18 protein-coding genes are annotated in these 22,447 nt (G+C 69.3%); 14 read left to right on the top strand and 4 right to left on the bottom strand.

The annotated features are described in order from the left end of the window. Nucleotides 1-633 precede the first annotated feature (633 nt). Nucleotides 634-1,455 (bottom strand): HAD family phosphatase, encoded by an 822-nt coding sequence (locus EIZ45_RS04915; RefSeq protein WP_134662029.1) that lies wholly within the window; start codon nt 1,453-1,455, stop codon nt 634-636. Between the two features lie 692 nt (nt 1,456-2,147). Between EIZ45_RS04915 and ssd the strand changes: the two genes are divergently transcribed. The 8 genes from ssd (at nt 2,148) to EIZ45_RS04875 (ending at nt 8,392) form a co-directional block, all read left to right on the top strand. Further along, the gene (gene ssd / locus EIZ45_RS04910; RefSeq protein ID WP_134662028.1) at nt 2,148-3,206 is read left to right on the top strand and encodes a septum site-determining protein Ssd; all 1,059 of its coding nucleotides are present in this window, start codon (nt 2,148-2,150) and stop codon (nt 3,204-3,206) included. Continuing rightward, a complete protein-coding gene (locus EIZ45_RS04905; protein WP_043827109.1) occupies nt 3,207-4,358 on the top strand; it encodes a TadA family conjugal transfer-associated ATPase in 1,152 nt (383 codons plus the stop codon). 31 nt (nt 4,359-4,389) lie between these two features. Then, entirely contained in the window at nt 4,390-5,142 is a 753-nt protein-coding gene (locus EIZ45_RS04900; RefSeq protein ID WP_134662027.1) for a type II secretion system F family protein, read from the top strand. After that, nucleotides 5,139-5,834 (top strand): type II secretion system F family protein, encoded by a 696-nt coding sequence (locus EIZ45_RS04895; RefSeq protein WP_134662026.1) that lies wholly within the window; start codon nt 5,139-5,141, stop codon nt 5,832-5,834. The genes EIZ45_RS04900 and EIZ45_RS04895 overlap by 4 nt, the downstream gene beginning before the upstream one ends. 30 nt (nt 5,835-5,864) lie before the next feature. Beyond that, on the top strand, nt 5,865-6,029 hold the full coding sequence (locus tag EIZ45_RS04890; protein ID WP_078561018.1) for a DUF4244 domain-containing protein: 165 nt from the start codon (nt 5,865-5,867) through the stop codon (nt 6,027-6,029). Further along, complete coding sequence (locus tag EIZ45_RS04885) at nt 6,029-6,367, top strand: TadE family type IV pilus minor pilin (protein ID WP_134662025.1); 339 nt, start codon at nt 6,029-6,031, stop codon at nt 6,365-6,367. Before EIZ45_RS04890 ends, EIZ45_RS04885 begins: the two co-directional genes overlap by 1 nt. After that, nucleotides 6,364-6,726: an Rv3654c family TadE-like protein gene (locus EIZ45_RS04880; RefSeq protein ID WP_134662024.1), complete on the top strand. Its 363-nt coding sequence runs from the start codon at nt 6,364-6,366 to the stop codon at nt 6,724-6,726. The genes EIZ45_RS04885 and EIZ45_RS04880 overlap by 4 nt, the downstream gene beginning before the upstream one ends. A 1,045-nt stretch (nt 6,727-7,771) precedes the next feature. After that, the gene (locus tag EIZ45_RS04875) at nt 7,772-8,392 is read left to right on the top strand and encodes a bifunctional DNA primase/polymerase (RefSeq protein ID WP_037808345.1); all 621 of its coding nucleotides are present in this window, start codon (nt 7,772-7,774) and stop codon (nt 8,390-8,392) included. 48 nt (nt 8,393-8,440) lie between these two features. On the opposite strand, the gene EIZ45_RS04870 is transcribed toward EIZ45_RS04875, so the two are convergent. Continuing rightward, nucleotides 8,441-11,380: a DEAD/DEAH box helicase gene (locus EIZ45_RS04870; protein ID WP_167756345.1), complete on the bottom strand. Its 2,940-nt coding sequence runs from the start codon at nt 11,378-11,380 to the stop codon at nt 8,441-8,443. A gap of 276 nt (nt 11,381-11,656) precedes the next feature. Between EIZ45_RS04870 and EIZ45_RS04865 the strand changes: the two genes are divergently transcribed. Both EIZ45_RS04865 and EIZ45_RS04860 read left to right on the top strand, forming a co-directional pair. Beyond that, complete coding sequence (locus EIZ45_RS04865) at nt 11,657-13,942, top strand: sodium-translocating pyrophosphatase (RefSeq protein WP_037808341.1); 2,286 nt, start codon at nt 11,657-11,659, stop codon at nt 13,940-13,942. Between the two features lie 137 nt (nt 13,943-14,079). Next, complete coding sequence (locus EIZ45_RS04860) at nt 14,080-14,667, top strand: hypothetical protein (protein WP_037808339.1); 588 nt, start codon at nt 14,080-14,082, stop codon at nt 14,665-14,667. On the opposite strand, the gene EIZ45_RS04855 is transcribed toward EIZ45_RS04860, so the two are convergent. Continuing rightward, nucleotides 14,634-15,413 (bottom strand): nucleotidyltransferase domain-containing protein, encoded by a 780-nt coding sequence (locus EIZ45_RS04855; RefSeq protein ID WP_240690556.1) that lies wholly within the window; start codon nt 15,411-15,413, stop codon nt 14,634-14,636. The genes EIZ45_RS04860 and EIZ45_RS04855 overlap by 34 nt on opposite strands. A 93-nt stretch (nt 15,414-15,506) precedes the next feature. Between EIZ45_RS04855 and EIZ45_RS04850 the strand changes: the two genes are divergently transcribed. Further along, nucleotides 15,507-16,208: a hypothetical protein gene (locus EIZ45_RS04850; protein ID WP_134662022.1), complete on the top strand. Its 702-nt coding sequence runs from the start codon at nt 15,507-15,509 to the stop codon at nt 16,206-16,208. Nucleotides 16,209-16,273: 65 nt separating this feature from the next. Here the strand turns inward: EIZ45_RS04850 and EIZ45_RS04845 are convergent, their stop codons facing one another. Continuing rightward, the gene (locus tag EIZ45_RS04845; RefSeq protein WP_037808335.1) at nt 16,274-17,089 is read right to left on the bottom strand and encodes a serine protease; all 816 of its coding nucleotides are present in this window, start codon (nt 17,087-17,089) and stop codon (nt 16,274-16,276) included. Nucleotides 17,090-17,395: 306 nt separating this feature from the next. Between EIZ45_RS04845 and topA the strand changes: the two genes are divergently transcribed. The 3 genes from topA to EIZ45_RS04830 all read left to right on the top strand — a co-directional run bounded on the left by topA (nt 17,396) and on the right by EIZ45_RS04830 (nt 22,400). After that, complete coding sequence (topA, locus tag EIZ45_RS04840; protein ID WP_205669814.1) at nt 17,396-20,272, top strand: type I DNA topoisomerase; 2,877 nt, start codon at nt 17,396-17,398, stop codon at nt 20,270-20,272. Nucleotides 20,273-20,333: 61 nt separating this feature from the next. Further along, nucleotides 20,334-21,482: an MFS transporter gene (locus EIZ45_RS04835; protein ID WP_167756344.1), complete on the top strand. Its 1,149-nt coding sequence runs from the start codon at nt 20,334-20,336 to the stop codon at nt 21,480-21,482. A 63-nt stretch (nt 21,483-21,545) separates the two neighbouring features. Beyond that, a complete protein-coding gene (locus EIZ45_RS04830) occupies nt 21,546-22,400 on the top strand; it encodes an ESX secretion-associated protein EspG (protein WP_043827118.1) in 855 nt (284 codons plus the stop codon). Nucleotides 22,401-22,447: the final 47 nt, after the last annotated feature.

Below are 22,447 nucleotides of genomic sequence, written 5' to 3'. Positions count from 1 at the left end.
CGGTATCGGGAAGCTACTCACCGCGATACGGGGTTGTCCATCGGCCGAGCGCAGGAACGAGAGGGTTCACCTGGGAGGACGTCAGGCCGCGCGCGGATTTCTTCGAGCCGGGCTCGGTCCGCTGCGCAAGGGGTGCCGACATACTGTGCCGATGGTTACTAATCCGACCACAGCCACGGCCGAATGACTTCGCTGCAGCGGTTACGTGCCGCTGCGGGGTCGGCCTACTTTTGGTCGGATTAGTAACACTGGCGGCGCCCGTCAGCCGAGGCCAACGGGCGCCGCCAGTCAGCGCGAACATCTCGGGCGACCAAGCGTGCAACTCTGGTCGTACCTTCATGGACTCGGCGTCCGGCGTCCCGGTACGCAGTCCCTAGACGACGAGCCTCCCGCGGCGTGCTGCGCGTGGGTACCCGGAGTCCGCGCACGGAGGTTGCCCGGGGTGACAGAGGCTTCTCTTCTACCTCTGTCCTGGCCGAATCAACGTCCGCACCTACTTTCTACGCCGTGAGCGCGGTCACTTCAAGTGCGCGTACGGGTGCACCGGTACAGAGGCTCGATCCGGTGACAACACCACCCACAGCAACGGACCTAGCTGCGGAAACCGGCGTTTTGGTACCGCCACGCGGGTGCTCAGTTGTCGGCGCCTCGCGACCGGCGGCGCCGGCTCAGGCTGTACCAGGTCGCGCCCGCCGCCACGGCCCCCACGCCGAGCGCCACCATGCCCGCGGACTTCGCCGGGATCCGCGTCCGCAGCGACATCGGCCGCTCGAACGCGAGGACCGGCCAGCCGTGCTCGTCCGCGGTCCGGCGCAGCAGCTTGTCCGGGTTCACCGCGTGCGGGTGACCCACCACCTCCAGCAGGGGGATGTCGGTGCTGGAGTCGGTGTAGGCGAAGCAGTCCGCGAGGTCGTAGCCGTATGTGGCGGCCTGCTGCTTCGCGGCGACGGCTTTGTTCTCGCCGTAGCAATAGAAATCGACCTCGCCGGAGTAGCGGCCGTCGACGATCTCCATGCGAGTGGCGACGCAGCGGGTCGCGCCGAGCATCTCCGCGACCGGGGCGGCGACCTCCTCGCCGGTCGCGGACAGCACGATCACGTCGTGCCCGTCGTCGAGGTGCTGTGCGATGAGGTCGGTCGCCTCCACGTAAACGAGCGGATCGACTACGTCGTGCAAGGTTTCGCGCACGATCGCGGAAACCTGCGCGACATCCCAGCCCGCGCACAACGCGGAAACCTCGGCGCGCATCCGCTCGGTCTTGTCCGCGTCCGCGCCGGCGAGCGAGAAAACCAGTTGCGCGTAAGCACTTCGCAGCGCCGCGCGGCGGTTGATCAGTCCTTCGCGGAGCAACGGCTTGCTGAACGCGAGCGCGCTGGACGACGCGATGATCGTCTTGTCGAGGTCGAAGAAGGCGGCTACGCGCCGGGGTGCTTCTTCGCTGCGGGGTTCGGCCACGTGATCAGGATAGGCGTACCGCGCCGTGTTGTTGGCAGCACACCGGTCGTGGCGACGGCCGGAAAATCGATGACATCGGCTCGCTTACGGCCTCGGGTGCCGTTATCGAATCGTATGTGTCACTCACACAGCCAACTCATAGCTAACGGAGTTACAGTGAACGGACCCGGTCTTGAACCGGGCTGGTTCAGTCCGACCCCCCGGGGCTGAACCCCCTGGCGGCCCTCGTCCCTCCCCCCTGGCGAGGGCCGCCTTCTATTCTCCCCCGTTTTCCCGTCGGCGAACAATTTTCACTTCTGCCCCGATATCGTTGTCCGGACCATGTTTGCGGCCCTGACCTGGGCTGTCTCGGTCGTTCGCCGCGCGCCTTACGGGCAAGATCAATTAACCGCGCGCTTACCTTTCCGGTGTTTTCTCCGGCCGCGGCGCCCCTTACTCGTGCCGGTACGGCAAATTTACTTCTTTGCTCTCGATTTTCCGGAGGTTCTCCGCGGCAATCGTTTTCTCGGCCGAATGCGCGGAGCCGTGCATTGTCCGGTGCGTGCGGACACTCCGCGGTGCTGGATCGATTTCGCACCCCGAGTTGTCCACAACCCCCGGGTTATCCACATGACGGAAAAACGGGCGTTGCCGTGTCGGCGGGCGGGGAGCGACGGTGGAAGTCCGGCCCGCGAAACCCAGGGGAGGGGCACATGGCCACCGCACAACCGCTCGTCGTCTCCGGCGAAGGCACCGTGTTCGAAGAGATCCGCCGCGTCGCCGCGGTAGTCGGCTGCGAGTTCGATCACGCGCCAGATCTGGCCGCCGCACGCGGACGATGGACGCGAGCTCCGCTCGTGGTGCTGGACGAGGACATTTCGGTTGACAGCCGGCCCATGCCAGCACGCGACAGCGTCGTGCTTGTCTGCAAAGGCGCACCCGGTCTCGACACCTGGCGACGCGCAGCCGCCCTCGGCGCCCGCCGAGTCTTCAGCCTGCCTGACGACGAAGCGGGCTTGACCGGTGCGTTCGCCGACGTCACCGACGCACCAGCCGAATCCCCAGGCCCAGTAATCGCTTTCGTCGGCGGCCGAGGCGGTTCCGGCACTTCTGTGCTGGCCGCAGCGGTCGCCGTCGAAGCCGCCCGTACCGACTCCGCGCTCTTGGTCGACTGCGATCCGTTAGGCGGCGGATTGGATCTCCCACTGGGTCTGGAACACACGAAAGGCCTGCGCTGGCCCGAAGTTCGGCTGTCCGGTCGAGTGTCTGTCCCGTCCCTGATCGCCTCACTGCCCAGCCGCGGCGAGCTCCCCGTGTTGTCCTGCGGCCGTTCCGGCGAGGGTCCGAGCCCTCGCGCTTTGTCCGCGGTAGTCGCCGCGGGCAGCCGGGCCGGCCGAACCGTCGTCTGCGATTTACCCCGCCATTTCGACGAGGGCACGCTCGCCGTCGCCTCAGCCGCCGATCTCGTCGTGCTAGTCGTTCCCGTCGAGTTCCGTGCCTGTATGGCAGCGAAACAAGTTCTGACCCGCCTCCGTCCGCACACCGAGCGTTTCGCAGTCGTCGCAAGTGGACACCGCATCGACGGCGTCCCGGCTTCGCAAACCGCGGGAATGCTCGGCCCGCCTTTGATCGCTGACGTGGCCCCAGAACGCCGAGTAGCCGCCACCTTGGAATCCGGCGAGTTCGACCTACCCCCGAAGGGCGCGTTGGCCACCGCGGCTCGTGCCGTGCTGGCGAACGTGCGTCCCCTTACCACCGCACAGGCCGCGTAAATGACCACCGACCTAGTAGAACGAGTCCGCCATCGCCTGGCCGGCGAAAGCCGCGGCACCGACCCGATCGCCCTAGCCGAAGCCGTCCGTGCAGAAGCCGGCGGCGCCCTGAGCCACGACGCAGTACTGGCCGCCGTCCGCCAAGCCCGAGACGAGTTCGTAGGCGCGGGCCCGCTAGCCCCGTTGCTGGAGGACGACACGGTCACCGACGTGCTGGTCACCGCCCCCGACCAGGTCTGGACGGACGGCCCCGCAGGCCTCGCCCGCACGACCATCCGCTTCCTCAACGAGGACGCCGTCCGCCGCCTAGCGCAGCGCCTGGCTCTAGCCGCAGGCCGCCGCCTGGACGACGCCCAGCCGTACGTCGACGGCTGGCTCCCCGCCCGCCAAGGCCGAATCCGCGTCCACGCCGTCCTGCCGCCCATCGCGGCGAACGGCACCTGCCTGTCCCTGCGCGTCCTACGCCCGGTGACCCACGACCTAGCCGCGCTCGAAGCGCACGGCTCCATCGACCCAACCGCCCGGAAGATCCTCGCAGCAATCCTCAACCACCGCCTAGCCTTCCTCGTCACCGGTGGCACCGGTGCCGGAAAGACGACGCTCCTGAGCGCCTTGCTGAGCGCGGTCGCTCCAACGGAACGAATCGTCTGCGTAGAAGACGCTGGCGAACTACGCCCGACCCATCCACAGTTCGTAAGCCTCGTCGCCAGACCCGCGAACGTAGAAGGCGCCGGTGCGGTCGAACTCCCAGAGTTGGTCCGCCAAGCCCTGCGCATGCGCCCAGACCGCCTGATCGTCGGCGAGGTTCGCGGAGCAGAAGTGTGCTCCCTGCTGAACGCCATGAACACCGGCCACGACGGCGGTGCCTGCACCTTGCACGCGAACTCCCCCGCAGAAGCCCCGGCACGTCTGGAGGCTCTGGCCGCCTTAGGCGGTCTGCCGAGAGACGCGCTGCACAGCCAACTAGCCGCAGCAGTCCGCGTCATCCTCCACATGCGCCGAACACCCACCGGCCGCCGCCTGGCGGAAGTCGCAGTACTCCAGCGCTACCACGGAGAAGTAAAAACCCACCCCGTCTGGCGCGACGGCCACTGGACGAACCGCCGCTCCCTCTTCACCGCTCTGACCACTCCCGAATCCGTTCGCGACTAGCTCATTCGCTCCAGCATCGAGGTGACCCCCGTTGATCTCCGCATGGCCGTTCCTCTGCGCAGGCACCGGAATCCTGTGCTGGCCAACCACCCCCAACCGCCTTCTCCCGACGCCCCGCCGCCACCTCCGCTTTCCCGTCCCACCCCGGCAGGCACTCTGGCTGGCCCCCGCCGTCGTCGCCCTGCCGCTGGGCGGAATCGGCGCCGCGATAGCCACCGCCCTGCTCACCCTCGCCGTCCGCCAGGAATGGCACAGCAGAAGGGAAACCACCGAAACCCTGACCCGCGCCGAACGCACCGCGACAGTCCTCCGCACGATGGTCTCCGAACTCCGCGCCGGCGCCCACCCGGTAACCGCCGCCGAGGCAGCTGCGGACGCGGTCCCGGAACTAGCCGGAGAACTCCACAACCTCGCCACCGCGGCCCGCCTAGACGGAGCCTTGGAATCGCCCGCACTTCCCGCCGTCGCCCAATCCTGGAACCTCGCCCGCCGCCACGGCCTGCCCATCGCCGACGCCCTGGAGGCCGCCCGTCGAGACGTCGACGCCGAAGTCGCCTTCGCCCGCCGCCTGCGCGCAAAGATGGCGGGTCCACGCATGAGCGCGATAGTCCTGACCGTGCTACCCGTCGGCTGCCTGGCAATGGGCCAGCTCATCGGGGCCAACCCGCTCGCCGTCCTCACGGAAACCCTTATCGGACAAGCGTTCCTGGTCGCAGGCGCAGCCCTGCTATGGGCAGGCACCGCCTGGTCCAGAGCCCTCACCAACCGCAGGTCCGCGCCATGACCGCCCTGAGTCTCGCCCTCGCCGCCACCGCGCTGCTGCTCTGGCCAGCCACCGCGCAGCCACGACACCTAGCCCGGCCCGACCGTCCACGCCGCACCCTGCGACCAGAAGTCTGGCACCCAGCCGCCGCAATCGTCTGCGGTGTGTCCGCAGCCGTCCTCACCGGAATCCCGGTAGGACTAGCCACCGGTGCAGGCTCGTGGTGGCTCCTGCGCCGATCCCGCCACCCCAAAAACCCAGACGACGTCTCGGAACGGCTTCGTTCCGCGTCAGTCCTGGACATGCTCGCCGCCTGCCTGCGCGCCGGAATGCCGGTCCCGACCGCCCTCGAAGCCGTAGCACCCGGCGCACCACCGGCCACCGAAACCGCCCTGCACGCAACAGCAAACCTGCTAGCCCTGGGCGCAGACCCGACCCCAGCCTGGGCCCCGCTCCGAGCCCGAACGGGCTTCGCCGAGCTGGCAGTCGCAGCCACCCGAACCGCGCGGTCCGGGGCAGCCCTCGCCTCGACCGCGGACGACCTGGCCCGCCGCATCCGCGACGGACTGGGCGTCGAGGCCGAAGAACGCGCCGAACGCGCCGGAGTCGCCCTGGCCCTGCCGGTCGGGTTGTGCTTCCTGCCCGCGTTCTTCGCCCTCGGCGTGCTGCCGGTAGTGCTCGGCCTTGCCGGGCGAATCGGTGGCCTGCTGTGAACCCGTCCACGACAGAAAGGGAATCCGACCATGTGGTTCTTGCCCGGAGACGAGGGCACCACCACCGCCGAATACGCCATCGGCACGGTAGCCGCGGCCGCGTTCGCCGTGGCGCTCTACGTGCTGCTCAGCGGAGACTCCGTCTCCGCGACGTTGGCCGGCCTGGTGCACAAAGCCCTGACGGTGGCCACCTGATGGCCAGCCGTCGCCGGGACGGCGGATTCGTCACGGTAGAAGCCGCCCTGTCCTTGGGGGCGCTTACCGCCGTGCTGGCGATCCTGCTAGCGGGCACCAGCGCGATCGCCGGACACCTCCGATGCCTGGACGCCGCCCGCGAAGCCGCCCGCCTGACCGCGGCCGGACAACCAGGAGCCGCCGACGCAGTGGTCCAAACCATTGCCCCGCACGGCGCACACCTCACCATCCACCGCACCGGCGACGGCCTCACCGCCGAAGTAACCACCGACGCCCTGTCCGCTCTCCACCTGAGCGCAACCGCCTACGCCATCATCGAACCGACCTCAGCCTCATGACCCAAAAACAACCAGCGGACGCAGGCGTAGCCACGATCTGGACGGCCCTGGCCGCCGCCACCCTGATCGCCGTGACAGTCCTGGTGTGGTGGCTAGCCGCAGCCATCACCGCCCGCCACCGCACCGAAGCCGCCGCCGACCTCGGCGCACTAGCCGCAGCAGCCCACGCCGCCGCCGGACCGACCGTCGCCTGCGCCCGAGCCAAGGAGGTAGCCGACCACGAACGCGCAGTACTGACCAGCTGCCGCTGGCACAACCGCGACGCCTTCATCGAAGTCCGCTCCACGACCACCCCCATCCCCGGCCTACCACCCCCCACCGCAAAATCCCGCGCCGGTCCGGTCGACCTGCCTCCCTGACCGGGGGTCCCACCGGCCCCGACAGCCGTGTCGGCAGCGATCTCCGGCCCGGTCGGCAGCCATGCTCCGCAACGGCCCTACGCGTGTGAACATCGGCGCTGGCCCGGCGGCCGTGTCGGCAGCGATCACCGGCCCGGTCGGCAGCCATGCTCCGCAACGGCCCTACGTGTGCGGACACCGGCGCTGGCCCGGCAGCCGCGTTCAGCGGGAGCCACGTGCGGGTTGGTCGAGTAACCGTGCCCGCTGCTTGCGCGGCGCCAGTGCTGGCCCGGTGGCGGAGCTGACAGGCAGCGACGCTTGCGCGCCACCGGTGCTGGCCCGGTCGCGGTGCTGGGAGGCAGCGACGCGCGGCCCGGTCCAGCGTTCGTGCTCCGCGACGGGCCTCTGACTGGTCGCGCTCGCCGGAGCTGCTGCGCGACCACCCGCGCTGTCCCCGATTGCTCGGGCCGAGGACTGCCTCAGCGATCACCCCGGCCCAGTTCGCCCACAGCAGTCCAACGCGTGGTTTGCCACCGAGGCCGACCTCGCCCGACCCAACCGAAGGGAGTTGCAACCTGCCACCCGCCTCCGCTCACCCCGCCAACCCGGTCACCGCGCACCGTCCTCCGCGGCGCGCCGGAACCGCTCGTCGGCGACGAGCCGGGCCGGTGACCAGTCGCCGGAACCCCCGGTTCGTCCGGACCTTTCCGGCATCGGCGACGAGTGGCGAAGAACACGAGCAGCGGTCGCTGGCGCACGCCGAACGGTCAAACCCGCAGGTCAGCGGGCGGTCCAAGGGTATGCCTCAGTACGCGTGCGAAAAGGCGGAAAAGTGTCGAATCCCGTGGTGGGCCCGTTCTCGCGGGCCGGACGGCGGGGTCAGCGGCCGGTGATCGGCACCTTGTTATCGGCCGGACAGTGGGCTACTGGGCGTTCATCGCTCGGTAACGGCCGGTTGTCGCGCGGAGTCTTCCCCGCAATGTGCAACTTGCCGTTTAGTGAGACATGCGCCACCACGGCCCCGACCCGGACGGCGCGAAAACCGGACCTCGAAGGCAGGAAAGCAATGTTGGACGCGAATTGGCCGGACAGCTGGCGGAACGCCTTCCGCATCGAATTGCGTGCGGAGGCGATCGGCCTCGCTTGGCGCGGCTGGCCGGTGCTTCCGGGGGCGACCCCGGAGCCGATCACCGCGGAGGGGGACGACCTGACCTGGCGCCGGCCGGTGCCGGTGCGCGACGACTGGCGTGAGCTGGTCGGTTCGCACGCCCACGAGGTCGCCAGCTGGTTCAGCGACCGCACGCACAGCCTGCTCGTGGCGACCGGTACCGTGCTCGACGCGGTCGAGGTGGACCAGGAACTGGGCAAGCGCGCCGCCCGGCTGCTGCGTTCCATCGGGCACCCGGCCCCGATCGTCGCGATGCCGAACGGCCGGTGGCTGTTCCTCACCCAGCCCTCCGAGCACCTGCCCGCCGAAATCGCCGAGCAGATTTCCGTGCAGTGGCACGGCAAGGACAGCTACATCCCGCTGCCGCCGTCGCCGTTCCAGCACGGCGTCGTGCACTGGCGAGTGAAGCCCGAGGTGTGCGGCTGGCAGTTGCCGCCCGCCGCCGAGGTGCAGGACGTGCTGGTCCGCGCCCTCGCCGACGAGCACGCCTCGATGCTGGTCGAGAGCACCGCCGCCTGATTTCCGGTTCCACCCCGGCAGGCAGCACGCGACAACCGAAGAAAGTTTTCACGCTCCACCGTGGCCGCACTGTTCCCCGTGCTGACGCAACGCCCCGAGCACGGCTCCCAGTACGGCCACCGCCCCTGCCTTGTCCAGCGGATCGTTGCCGTTCCCGCACTTCGGCGACTGGACGCAGGACGGGCAGCCCGTCGGGCACTCGCAGGAGACGATCGCCTCCCGCGTAGCGGCCAGCCACGGGACAATCGCGGCATAACCGCGGTCGGCAAACCCCGCACCCCCGGGATGCCCATCGTGCACGAACACCGTCGCCTCCCCGGTGTCCTCGTGCCACGCGGTAGACACCCCGCCGATGTCCCAGCGGTCGCACGTAGCGAACAGCGGTAGCAGGCCGATCGCCGCGTGCTCGGCGGCATGCAGGGCACCGGGGACGCGCGCCGGAATCAACCCGGCGCCCCCCGGTGCTCTGCCAGCACCCCCGGTCCCCGCCGGTCCCACCGCACCACCGATCTCGTCCCCGGCACCGGGCCCCCGCCCATCCGCCGGATCGCCCGAAACTTCGCCGGTTACCCCGACAACCGACGAGGCGCCCCCGGTCCCCACCGGTTTTCCAGCCGCACGACGGTCCGCTGCCCCCGCAGCGGTACTGCCGATTCCCCCGGCGGCTGGCGACGCATTCCCGGTCCCCGCCGGTTCCCCGCCCGCTTGACTGGATGCGGACCCCGCAGCGGCTTCGTCGATTGCTCCGTCGGTTGGCGGCACGCTCTCGGTCCCCGCCGATTCTCCGGCAGCGCGACTGGACGGAGCCGTCCCGTCGGTTCCCTCGGCGGCTGGCGATGCGATCCCCGTCCCTGCCGGTTCTCCCGCCGACACCGCATCCGTGCCGCCGGAATTCCCGCCAGTCGGTGACGTGCCCTCGGCCCCTGTCGGTCCACGAACCCCCTGGCTCGCTACCGATCCCGCAATGGTCGCGCCCTTCTCCACAGTGGTTGGCGATGTGCTTCCCGCCCCGCGGCCCGTCAACCCAGCAGCGGTTTCGCCGCCACCCCCACCCGGAGACTCCAGCAGCTCACCAGAAACCGTGTACCAAACCGCTCTCGTGTGCAGGCTCTGTTCTGGCAGGTCGAGCGGCGTGTGGTCCAGCACCTCACCTGACGGCCGCCTTCGCAAATACCCCACCACCTGCGACGTCACCGCGACCTCGCCCAGGCACACCGTCACTCCGCCGTGGCGGCATTGTTCTTCGGTCGACAGCACCGAGATGTCCACGATCTCGCGCGGCGAAGTCGTCCAGTCCGGGTCCTCCGCGTGCACCAGCGCCAAGCCCGTCTCCAGGTCCAGCTCATCGACGACATACGACGATCCCTGATGCAGATACACCGCCCCGGGATGGACGGAGTAGCAAGCCGACCCCGGATCGACGGTGCCCAGCATTCGGCCGGAGTCCGCTTCCACCACTGCGATCTGGTCGCCGCCTGAGCCGCGGATGCCGACCTCCCCGTGCGGGCGGTCGCGCGAAGTCCAGTACCAGCCGCTGGAACGGCGGCGCAGCAGCTTCTCCTCCGCCAGATCCGCCAGCACCGCGCGGGCCGCCTCGCCGCCGAAGGTTTCCAGTTCCGGTTCGGTGAGCGGCAGCTCCGCGACGGCGCACGCGAGTTGCGGGCCCAATACGTAAGGGTTCGTCGGGTCCAGGACCGCGGTTTCCACCGGGCGTTCCAGCAACGCGGCCGGGTGGTGCACCAGGTAGGTGTCGAGCGGATCGTCTCGGGCGACGAACACCACGAGCGCTTCGTCGCCCGAACGTCCGGCGCGGCCGGATTGCTGCCAGAACGAAGCGAGAGTGCCGGGGTAACCAGCCAGAACCACGGCGTCCAGGCCGGCGATGTCGACGCCCAGCTCCAAGGCGTTCGTGGTCGCGACACCCAGCAGCCGACCCGAAAGCAGGGCTTGCTCCAGGGCGCGCCGCTCTTCCGGAAGATAGCCGGATCGGTACGCGGCAACGGTATCCGCCAACCGAGGGTCCACTTCGGACAGAAGACGGCGTGCTCCCAGCGCGGTCAGCTCAGCACCGCGGCGGGAGCGGACGAACGCCAGCGACCGAGCGCCTTCGACGACCAGTTCGGTGAGAATCCGCGCGGTCTCGACGCCAGCCGGACGGCGGACGGGTGCGCCGTTCTCTCCGGTCAGTTCGTCGAGCAGCGGCGGCTCCCACAACGCGACCGTCCGCGCCCCACGCGGCGACGCGTCGTCGGTGACCGCGGCGCACTCCACGCCGGTGAGCCGGGTGGCGAAGGAGGCTGGCGAAGCAGTGGTCGCCGAAGCCAGCACGAAGACCGGGGAAGCGCCGTAGTGCTCCGCCACCCGGCGCAGGCGGCGCAGCAACAGCGCGACGTGCGAGCCGAAGACGCCGCGATAACTGTGGCATTCGTCGACCACGACGTACCGCAACCGGCGGAAGAACTGCGTCCATCGGGAGTGCGCCGAAAGGATGCCGCGGTGCAGCATGTCGGGGTTGCTGAACACCCAGTTCGCGTGTGCGCGGACCCAGTCGCGCTCTGTCATCGGGGTGTCCCCGTCGAACGCCGCCGCGCGGACGCCCGCGACGTCCAAAGAGGACACCGCGCGCAGCTGATCAGCGCCGAGGGCCTTCGTCGGCGAGAGGTACAGCGCCGTCGCCCGCGCGTCCGTGGCCAATGCGCTGAGCACCGGCAGCTGATACGCCAGCGACTTCCCCGACGCGGTTCCAGTCGACACCACGACGTGCGTGCCAGCGTGCGCCAGCGACGCGGCCTCGGCCTGGTGCCGCCACGGTTTTTCGACTCCGGCCGCGCGGAACGCGGCCACCGCCGACGGCTCCGCCCACTCCGGCCACGGCTCGTGCCGGGCCGCGCGTTCCGGCAGCCGGGACACGTGCGTCACCGGATTCTCGTGCGCCGGGATCCCTGCCGTGACCCGGTCCAGCAGCCTCCGTCCTCGCTCTCCCACCACGTGCCGAAGCTTCGCACAGGGCACCGACAAAACCGGGCCGAGATCGATCCAGTGACCAATCACACAAGGTTACCGAACGTGCTGTCGCCGGGACGCATTGCGGACGCGCAGATCACTACCAATACACTCCCTCGATCCACACCCACTGTGGCGAGCGTCATGTGAGACGTGCATTGCTTGCACGGCTAGCGTGTCCTTCGGCACAGATCCACGCCAGCGCAGGCGCGCCGGGTACGACGGGCCCGCGCTGGCCAAACGGCGTTCCCAGGAGGACGAATGTCCCGGCAGTTCCTCGCGGAGGGCGGTATCACGCTCTCCGGGGGTGGCTACACCATCGTCGGTGTGGTCGCCGTGGTCGCCCTTGTCGCACTGGCCATCGGTTACGTACTGCTCAAGGAGGTGCTGGCCGCGGGCCAGGGCACCGCCAAGATGCAGGACATCGCCAAGGCAGTGCAGGAAGGTGCGGCCGCATACCTGAAGCGGCAGCGCAACACCCTCGCCATCTTCGGCGTGATCGTGTTCCTGCTCCTGTTCGCGCTTCCCGCGGACGACTGGAGCGAACGGATCGGCCGGTCGATCTTCTTCCTCGTCGGGGCGGCGTTCTCGTTCACCATCGGCTACCTCGGCATGTGGCTGGCCACGCAGGCGAACCTGCGCGTGGCCGCCGCGTCGCGCGAGGAGGGCGGGCGCGAGAAGGCGATGCGCGTGGCGTTCCGCACCGGCGGCGTGGTCGGCATGATCACCGTCGGGCTCGGCCTCTTCGGTGCGGCCGTCGTGGTGCTCGTCTACACCGGCCAGGCACCGAAGGTGTTGGAGGGCTTCGGTTTCGGCGCGGCGCTGATCGCCATGTTCATGCGGGTCGGCGGCGGCATCTTCACCAAGGCCGCCGACGTCGGCGCCGACCTGGTCGGCAAGGTCGAGCAGGGTATCCCCGAGGACGACCCGCGCAACGCCGCGACGATCGCCGACAACGTGGGCGACAACGTCGGCGACTGCGCGGGCATGGCCGCGGACCTCTTCGAGTCCTACGCGGTGATGCTCGTCGCCGCGCTGATCCTCGGCAGCTCCGCGTTCGGCGCGTCCGGCCTGATCTTCCCGCTGATCGTGCCGGCCATCGGCGTGATCACCGCGGTGATCGGCGTCTACATCACGAAGGCGCGCGCGGGCGAGGGCGGCCTGGTCACGATCAACCGCTCGTTCTACATCTCCGCGGTCATTTCCGCGGTGCTGTCGGCGATCGCCGCGTTCGTGTACCTGCCGAACAGCTTCGCCGAATTCGGCGAGGGCTACGCGCACAACACCGGCAACCCCGCGGTGATCGCGACGGTCTCGGTGATCATCGGCATCGTGCTCGCCGCGCTGATCCTGCGCATCACCGGCTACTACACCGGCACCGAGCACAAGCCGGTGCAGGACGTCGGCAAGACGTCGGAAACCGGTGCGGCGACGGTGATCCTGTCCGGCATCTCGGTCGGGTTCGAGTCCGCCGTGTACACCGCGCTGGTGATCGGCGCGGCCGTGTTCGGCGCTTACCTGCTCGGCGGCGGCGTCGCGCTGTTCGCGGTGGCGCTGGCCGGCACCGGCCTGCTGACCACCGTCGGCGTCATCGTCGCGATGGACACCTTCGGCCCGGTCTCGGACAACGCGCAGGGCATCGCCGAGATGTCCGGCGACGTCGACGAGAAGGCCGCGCAGATCCTCACTGAACTGGACGCGGTCGGCAACACCACCAAGGCCATCACCAAGGGCATCGCGATCGCCACCGCGGTGCTGGCGGCGACTGCGCTGTTCGGGTCCTATTCGGACGCGATCGCGAAGACCGTGGCCGAACGCGGCGAGGGCGCGGTCACCGCGGTGTCCTCGTTCGTCAACCAGGTGGTCAGCCCGAACACGCTGGTCGGCGTGATCGTCGGCGCGGCGGTCGTGTTCCTCTTCTCCGGTCTCGCGGTCAACGCGGTTTCGCGTGCCGCCGGCGCGGTGGTGTACGAGGTGCGCCGCCAGTTCCGCGACATCCCCGGGATCATGGAGGGCACCACGCGGCCCGAGTACGGCCGGGTCGTCGACATCGTCACCCGCGATTCGCTGCGGGAACTGGCGACGCCGGGTCTGCTGGCCGTCTTCGCACCGATCGCGGTCGGTTTCGGTCTCGGCACCGGTGCGCTCGCCGGGTACCTGGCAGGCGCGATCGCGACCGGCACGCTGATGGCGATCTTCCTCGCCAACTCCGGTGGCGCCTGGGACAACGCCAAGAAGCTCGTCGAGGACGGCAACCACGGCGGCAAGGGTTCCGACGCGCACGAGGCGACGATCATCGGCGACACCGTCGGCGACCCGTTCAAGGACACCGCCGGTCCCGCGATCAACCCGCTGATCAAGGTCATGAACCTGGTCTCGGTGCTGATCGCGCCCGCGGTGGTCACGCTGACGCTCGGCGGCGGCGCGGACACCACGTGGCGGATCGTGATCGCGGTCGTCGCGGTGGCGGTGATCGTCGCGGCGATCGTCGTGTCCAAGCGGCGCGGCAGCGTCATGTCGGAGACTCCGGCGGAGGCGAAAGCCTGACGCGTTGCTCCATTCGGGCCCGGTACGCCTCGTGCGTGCCGGGCCCGTTCGCGTCCGCTCCCCGGGGCGAGTTGCGGACTACTGGCGGGTCGGTACCGTGCGGAGGACACGGATCTCGACGGACAGGAGTGGTGCGGGTGCGGCCGCGGTGGACCGGTTTAGCCGCGCTGGCAACAGGAATCGGGATAGGGCTCACGGGCTGCGGGCAACCGCCGCCGCCGACCGAGCAGGTCGTGTCCGGCGGGCACTCGGAAACCGCGGGCCAGTCCGATCCGGCCGCGAAATGGGCCGACGGATACTGCGGGGCGGTCACGCACCTGGTTCGTGCGCTGGCGAATCTGCCTTCGATCGATCCGAGTTCGTCAGCGCAGGCCACTCGCACGTCGAGCGATCTTCTGGCATCGGTCGCCCGCGGCATCGACCAGACCGTGTCCGGGTTGCACCGGGTCGGTCCCGCGCCGCTGCCCGGCGGCGAACCAGCGCGCACGGCTTTGCTCGGCCAGTTCGCTTCGGTGCGGCAGCAGGCGAACGAGGTGCGCGGCAAACTCGACGCGGCCGACAATCCGGCAGCGGTGAAAGCGGCGCTGGACGACGCCAAATCGGCTATCGACCAGATTTCCCGGCTCGACGTCCTCAAGGGCTTGGACGCGACGCCAGCCCTGTCCGCGGCGGGCAAGCGCGCGGCGGGTTGTCAGCAGCTGGTCGTCCCGCCCGCGCCACGCTGATCAGGATCGAGCGCCCGACGAAGCGCGGCGGCACGCTCCGCGTCATGGTGCGCGACGGCGGACAGGTAGTGCTGAAGCAGCGCCTGCCGAGACCGTTCGAGCTCGGCCAGGCTGACCGACGCCGCCCGGCCGTCTCGCAGCGTCGCCAGCACCGGTTCGGGCAGCCGGTCGACTTCGCGTCCGTGCCAAGGATTCAAGCCGTGCCGCAGGCATTCCAGCGCGATGATCTGGTCGCGAAGGTCGTCGAGCATCAGGACGGCTTGCCACGTCCGTCCGCGGGCGATGGCCGAGCGGGCGTGCACCGCGTACAGCCAGGCCATGCCGATCACCTGCTCGCTGCCCGGTTCCGCGGCGCGGGTCGGCTCGTTGGCCTGGCCGAAAACGAGCTGGAAACCGTCCTCGGTGGCCCGGAACAGCTCGTGGGGCCAGAACGACAAGTCGACCTGGAGCGAGGAGTCGAGGAGAAAGACCCGGTAGCGAACTCCTTCGCGCGAGGTCACGTCGAGGGTGTCGGCGACGCCGAACATCTCGTCGAGCGAATGAGTCCAGCGTGCGACGACTGCGGGTTCGTCCGCGTTCTCCGCGAGCTGAAGGACGAGGTCGATGTCCGACCAGCGGTCCTCGGTCCCGCGAGCGGCCGATCCGACCAGCGCGGCACCTGCGATGTCCGTGTCGTGGCGGGCCGCAGCGATCAGCTCGGCACGCACCCGGACGCGTTCGGCGACTTCGAACAACGGAACCCCCAATGCCGGTATTACTATACCGGCAACACTGCGTGCCCGGGAAAAACCTCGGCGTGACGCTCGCCTTCAATCGAACTTGTGTTCTATCATCGCGGCGTGGATCGGACGATCTCGCTGTTCTCGGCGGAGGCAACCGGCCCGGGCCTGCCAGACCTGGCCGGGCTGTTGTGCTGCCAAGGGCAGATCACCGGGTTCGGCCGCACGGCGGCGCGGCTGTCGGTGCTGGTAGAGGAGTCGTGGCGGGCTCGGGTGCTGGCGCGCGAATGCCGGAGCCGGGGTGCGGACGCGCAGGTCGCGGTGGCCGACTGCGGCAGTCCGCAGGTGCGCACGTCGTTCCGGGTCGATCTGCTCGGGCTCGCCGAACAGTGGCTGCGGCCGGGACACACCGGTCCGGCGGAGGACGATTCGGGCAAGGCGGTGCCCGGCGGCTTCCGGCTGAGCGGCGCGATGCTGCGGATGTGGGCGCTCGCGGCAGGTCGACCCGAACCTGGCGGCTACCTGCTGGGCGTCGATCCGCTGGCCCCGGGAATGCACGAGGAGCTGCTGGCCGTGCTCGAGCCGCTGGGCGTCCAGGCACGGTTGCTCGGACCGAAGGCGGAGCAGCCCGCGGTGCGCGTCAGCGGGCGGCGGAGGCTGGCCGGTCTGCTGGAGCTGATCGGCGAACCTCCGGCGGGAGCGGAGGCGGCGTGGCCGGAGCTGCCGCCGGCCGGGGAACGCCGCGAACGGACGGCGGGGGAGCCGCGCCGAGGCGCTCCGGCGGAGAGTCCTTCACAGTATTTACTGGAGGCTGTGGGGTAGCGCCGCGCAGAAAAAGGTCCCCCATCGCTCAGCGGAGCGACGAGGGACCTTTCCGAGGACTTGTCTTACGGTTTCGGCAGGGTGCAGCCCTGCTGGTTGAGGTCGATCTCGTTGGCCGGGGTCAGGCAGGCCGGGATTCCGTAGGTCTCCTGGCCGTACTTGTAGTTCGGCCGCACGGTCACGTTGCCCGCTTCGTCGACCTCGCACGGGTTGTTCAGCGTGCAGCGCTGGCCGTCGTCGTTGGACGTGTTGTTCACGCCGATGACCTTGCCGGTGTTGCGGTCGACGACCGGCGATCCGGACGTGCCGCCGATAGTGGCGCAGCCCGGCACGTACCGGATCGAGTCCTTCCAGACCCAGTTGTTCTCGTGCAGCTCGTGCACGAAACCGTCGATCGAGCAGGAGTAGATCTGCTTCCAGTACCCGGACACCACGTCGATCGGCGTGCCCGCCTGCGGATGGGTGTTGACCAGTTCGAGCGGCGGCACGCTGTACTTCTGCTCGATGTCGGCGTAGGTGTCGCTCAACTGGTAGAGCGAGATGTCAGTGTCGGTCATCGTCGCGTAGACGACCTTGGTCGCGGTCACGGTGCCCACCGAGCTCTGGCCGTCCGGCGACAGCAGGTCGAACGAGCGGTTCGAAGGCTGCCCGACGATCACCTGCCCCGGATCGGGCATGCCGTCTTCGAGACAGTGCCCGTTCGAGAGCACCATCGCGGGCGCGTCCATTGGCGTGGCGGCCGGTTTCACGACCGAACCAGAGCAGTTGGACAGCGCCACGGCACCGGTGAACGTGGTGGTCGCCGCGCTCGCTTCGGGGGCGGTGACCAGCGCGAACGTCGCCGTGATAGCGATCGCGGTGCCAACCAGTCGGCGGATCATGGTGGGTTCCTTTCGGCTGGGGGGAGGAATAAGTGAACCGTCGACGTCCTTGGACCCGCCACCGTCTAACGGAGGGTATCGGTGGTATGACCGGTTACCCTGCACGGCACGTGTCCGATATCACGTGCTAGGTGTGGAAAGGAAACATCGCCGAGGTCAGCGGCGATCCGACGGGCAAGGGCCCGGCGGCTCGTCAGGGCACCTCGGCGCTGCGCGGACACTGGGGACGTGCACACTGACAGGTCGAGACGCGGGCGCAGTACCCCTCTGGTGCAGGGGTGAGAGCGCCGCTGCGGCGGCGCGGAGATGAGTGGAGAGCAGGGCAGCGTGGCAGGAACACGGACCAAGAAGAGCGGCGCCGGGGGCAACGGTGCCGATCGACGGCGGCTGGTGATCGTCGAGTCGCCTACCAAGGCCCGCAAGATCGCCCCTTATCTCGGCGGCAACTACGTCGTCGAGTCCTCCGTCGGGCACATCCGGGACCTGCCCCGCGGCGCCGCTGACGTCCCCGCGCAGTACAAGGGCGAATCGTGGGCCCGGCTCGGCGTCGACATCGACAACGACTTCAAGCCGCTCTACATCGTGACCCCGGACAAGAAGTCCAAGGTCACCGAGCTGAAGGGGCTGCTGAAGGACGTCGACGAGCTCTACCTCGCGACGGACCCCGACCGCGAGGGCGAGGCCATCGCCTGGCACCTGCTGGAGACCTTGAAGCCCAAGGTCCCGGTGCGCCGGATGGTCTTCCACGAGGTCACCGAGCAGGCCATCCAGGCCGCCGCCGCGGCCACCCGCGAGCTGGACGCCGACCTGGTCGACGCGCAGGAAACCCGCCGCATCCTCGACCGGCTTTACGGCTACGAGGTCTCGCCGGTGCTGTGGAAGAAGGTCATGCCGAAGCTCTCGGCGGGCCGCGTGCAGTCCGTGGCGACGCGGATCGTCGTGGAGCGCGAGCGCGAGCGGATGCGCTTCACCTCGGCGTCGTACTGGGACATCTCGGCGACCATGGACGCCGGCGAAGACGCTTCGCCGCGTACGTTCCCCTCGCGGCTCATCGCGGTCGACGGTGCGCGCCTCGCGACGGGCCGGGACTTCGACTCCAACGGTCAGCTCAAGGGCAACACCGCGGACATCCGCGTGCTCGGCGAGTCCGACGCCCGGGCGCTGGCCCAGGGGCTGCAGAACCGCGACTTCAAGGTCGCGAGCGTCGAAGAGAAGCCGTACACGCGGAAGCCGTACGCGCCGTTCATGACGTCGACGCTGCAGCAGGAGGCGGGCCGCAAGCTGCGCTTCACCTCCGAGCGCACGATGCGGGTCGCGCAGAAGCTGTACGAGAACGGTTACATCACTTATATGCGTACCGACTCCACGACGCTGTCGGAGTCGGCGATCACGGCAGCGCGAAGCCAGGCAACGCAGCTGTACGGCAAGGAGTACGTCTCGCCGTCGCCGCGCCAGTACACGCGCAAGGTGAAGAACGCGCAGGAAGCGCACGAGGCGATCCGTCCGTCGGGCGAGGTCTTCCGTACGCCGGGCCAGGTCGCGAAAGAGCTGGACACCGACGAGTTCCGGCTCTACGAGATGATCTGGCAGCGCACGATCGCGTCGCAGATGGCGGACGCGAAGGGCACCACGATGTCGGTGCGCATCATCGGCACCGCCACGACCGGCGAGGAGTGCACCTTCGCCGCTTCGGGCCGCACGATCACCTTCGCCGGCTTCCTGAAGGCGTACGTCGAGGCAGTCGACTCCGAAGCGGGCGGCGAGGCCGACGACAAGCAGAGCCGGCTTCCGGTGCTGGTCAAGGACCAGGGCCTGACCGCGCCCGAGCTGTCCGCGGACGGCCACTCCACGTCGCCGCCCGCGCGCTACTCCGAGCCGAGCCTGGTCAGCAAGCTGGAAGAGCTGGGCATCGGCCGCCCGTCGACGTACGCGTCGATCATCAAGACCATCCAAGACCGCGGCTACGTCTGGAAGAAGGGTTCCGCCCTCGTTCCGTCGTGGGTCGCGTTCGCGGTGATCGGCTTGCTGGAGCGGCACTTCGAACGGCTGGTGGACTACAACTTCACCGCCGGTCTCGAGGACGAGCTGGACCGCATCGCCAGCGGCGACGAGCACCGCGTCGAATGGCTGTCGAAGTTCTACTTCGGCGGCGACTTCGGCGTCGAGGGTTCGGTCGGCCGGCTCGGCGGGCTGAAGAAGCTGGTCGACGGCAGCGTCGAGGGCATCGACGCGCGCGAGATCAACTCGATCCCGATGTTCAGCGACGCCGAAGGGCACCAGGTCGTGGTGCGCGTCGGCCGCTACGGGCCGTACCTGGAGCGCGAGGTCAACGGCGAGTCGCAGCGCGCGAACCTGCCCGAAGACCTGCCGCCGGACGAGCTGACGGCGGAGATCGCGGAGAAGCTCTTCGCGACGCCGCAGGAAGGTCGCGTGCTGGGCACCGACCCGGTCAGCGGGCACGAGATCGTGGCGAAGGAAGGCCGCTTCGGCCCGTACGTCACGGAGCTGCTGCCTGAGCCGGAGCTGTCTGAGGACGCAACGGCGGCGCAGAAGAAGGCCGCGAAGGCGAAGCTGCCGAAGCCGCGTACGGGCTCGCTGTTCAAGTCGATGTCGATCGAGACGATCACGCTCGACGACGCGCTGAAGCTGCTTTCGCTGCCGCGCGTCGTGGGCAAGGACCCGGAGTCGGGCGACGAGATCACCGCGCAGAACGGGCGCTACGGGCCGTACCTGAAGAAGGGCACGGACTCGCGGTCGATCCAGACCGAGGACCAGCTGTTCTCGATCACGCTGGAAGAGGCGCTGAAGATCTATTCGGAGCCGAAGCAGCGCGGCCGGTCGGCCACCGCGCGTCCGCCGCTGAAGGAACTCGGCGACGACCCGGTGTCGGGCAAGCCGATGGTGGTCAAGGACGGCCGCTTCGGCCCGTACGTGACCGACGGCGAGTACAACGCGACGCTGCGGAAGTCCGACAGCATCGAGGAACTCACCGCGGAGCGCGCCGCTGAGCTGTTGGCGGAGAAGCGCGCGAAGGGCCCGGCTCCGAAGAAGCGGACGACGCGCAAGGCACCGGCGAAGTCCACCGCGACGAAGTCGACCACGACCAAGTCGGCGGCGGCGAAGTCGACTACTGCGAAGAAGGCGCCGGCGAAGCGGAGCAGCACCGCGACGAAGTCGAAGTAACGAGGATCTGAAGGGCCACCTGGAAAACTCCGGGTGGCCCTTTCTCGTGTCAGGGGGATGGATGGGGGAGACACAGCGCGCGCGTGCCGCGGTTTCCGTGGTTTTCGCGGTGTGCGGTGCGGCATTCGCTTCGTGGGCGGCTCGAATTCCTGCGGTACAAGGAAAACTCGGCCTCAGCGCAGGAGAGCTCGGGATCGGCCTTTTCGGGCTCGCCGCCGGTTCGGTCGTCGCCTTGCTGGCCGCGGGACCGTTGATCACGAAGATTGGCAGCCGGCGCGGGGTTCTTTTCGGGGCCACGGTCTTGTGCGGCGGCTTGCCCCTCGTCGCCTTCGCGCCGGACGCGCCGTTGTTCGTAGCCGCCCTCGTGGTGCTCGGAGTGGGCAACAGCCTGCTGGATGTCTCGATGAACGCGCACGCCGCGCGCGTCGAAGAGGTTTACGGACGGCCAATTTTCGCTGGGTTCCACGCGTTCTGGAACATCGGCGGACTGGCGGGCTCGGGGCTCGCGGCGCTGATGGAGGTCTGGCGAGTGCCGGTCGAAGCGCATTTCACCGGTGCTGGCGTCGTGCTGCTCGTGCTCGGGATCTTCGCCGCTTCGCAGTTCTTGCCGGGTGCCGATCGCGGACAGGGCGAGGCGGCGTTTGCCTTGCCCAGCAAGGCATTGATCCCGTTGGGCGTGATCGCGTTCTGCGGGTTCGTCGCGGAAGGCACGGTGAACGACTGGAGTGCGGTCTACCTCCGGGAGGTCACCACGGCGAGCGCGGCTGTCGCGTCGCTGGGCTACTTCGCGTTCTCGATCACCATGATCGCGGTGCGCACGGTGGCCGACCGGGTCGTGGAGCGCGTTGGTGCGGTGTTGTTCATGCGGGTCGCTACAGCGGTGACGGTCGCCGGGTTCCTGCTGGTGGTCGCGGTTCCGGTGCCGGTGGTCGCGGTGATCGGGTTCGCCGTGGTCGGGCTCGGCGTGTCCGGGATGGTGCCGCTCGCGTGGAGCGCGGCCGGACGCAAGCAGCCGGAAGCGCCGGGCCGGGCGATCGCGGCCGTCGCGGCGTGCGGGTACCTCGGGTTCCTCGCCGGTCCGGTGCTGGTCAGCGGCCTGAGCGGCGGGATCGGCCTGCACTGGACGCTCGCCGTGATCGGCGCTCTCGTGGTGACGGTCGGTTTCCTCGCGCCCACGATGCGTGTCGGCGAGCCGGTGTCGCGGCGCTGACCGACCGCTCGGCGCACGGATGGGTTGACTCGAACAAAAGTTCGAGAAATTGTCGGTACCAGGGTGTTCAATGACGGGGTGAGCAGTTCAGCACCCGTCGTCTTCGACGTCATCGACGAGGTCATCGGACCGCTGCGGGCCGAGATGCCGCAGCGGCCTTCGGTGATGGAGTTCTACGACCCGCATTTCGAGGTGCCGCCCGTGCTGGCCGAGGAGGAGCCCGCCGGAGCGGCTTCGGGACTGAGCCTCGCCGAGGAGGTCCGGCAGTCGTTCGGGCCGATGCTCGGCGCCGGCCTGGCCGAGGAGGTGGAGCAGTACACGCGCTTCGTCGCCGGGATGGCCGCGCTCGGCCTCGCCGCCGACGGGGAGGTGACCGCCGAGGCGGTCGAGTTGTACCGAGTGCTGCGCGGCGGGTTCATCCGGGGAGTGGTCACCGGGGTGTTCCCGGCGAGCGAGGAGCCGTGGGAGGTGCGGTTCTTCGGAGACGAGGACTTCACCACGGTGATGAGCAAACTGGGCCGCCGGGCGCGGCTGCGGTCCGGGATGCTCAGCGCACTGCCGGGATGGGTGTTCGACGGCCTGCCCGATCGCCCGCCCGGTCCCGGCCCCGCCGTGCGCATCGAAACGGACGACAGCGGCCTGATCCCACGGGCGGCGTGGGGAGACCTGGACGTCATCCGGCAAGCCGTGGCCCGGCCCCGGCAGGGAACGGTGCTGGTGGACCTGGCGGTGCGGGACGCGGTGCTGGCGGAGTATCCGCACGGCGCGTTCGGATTGGTGGACAACGATCAAGGGAGGTACCAGTTCCGAGCCGCCCCGCGAGGCGGCGGCAGAGGCGGATGGGTGGTGACGTGGTCTCCGGCTACCCGGGGGACTGCCGAGGCTTGGATCGTGGAGGCGGTGCGCAGCCATGCTTGACCGGATGTGAGGGGGCTGGGCTGGTCTTCGGCGGCCGAGTCCGGGGA

This window comes from Amycolatopsis sp. CFH S0740, assembly GCF_004522315.1.
GTDB classification, from domain to species: domain Bacteria; phylum Actinomycetota; class Actinomycetes; order Mycobacteriales; family Pseudonocardiaceae; genus Amycolatopsis; species Amycolatopsis nivea.
The sequence above is the reverse complement of the archived record's forward strand: the minus strand, read 5'-3'. Positions and strand labels throughout refer to the sequence as shown.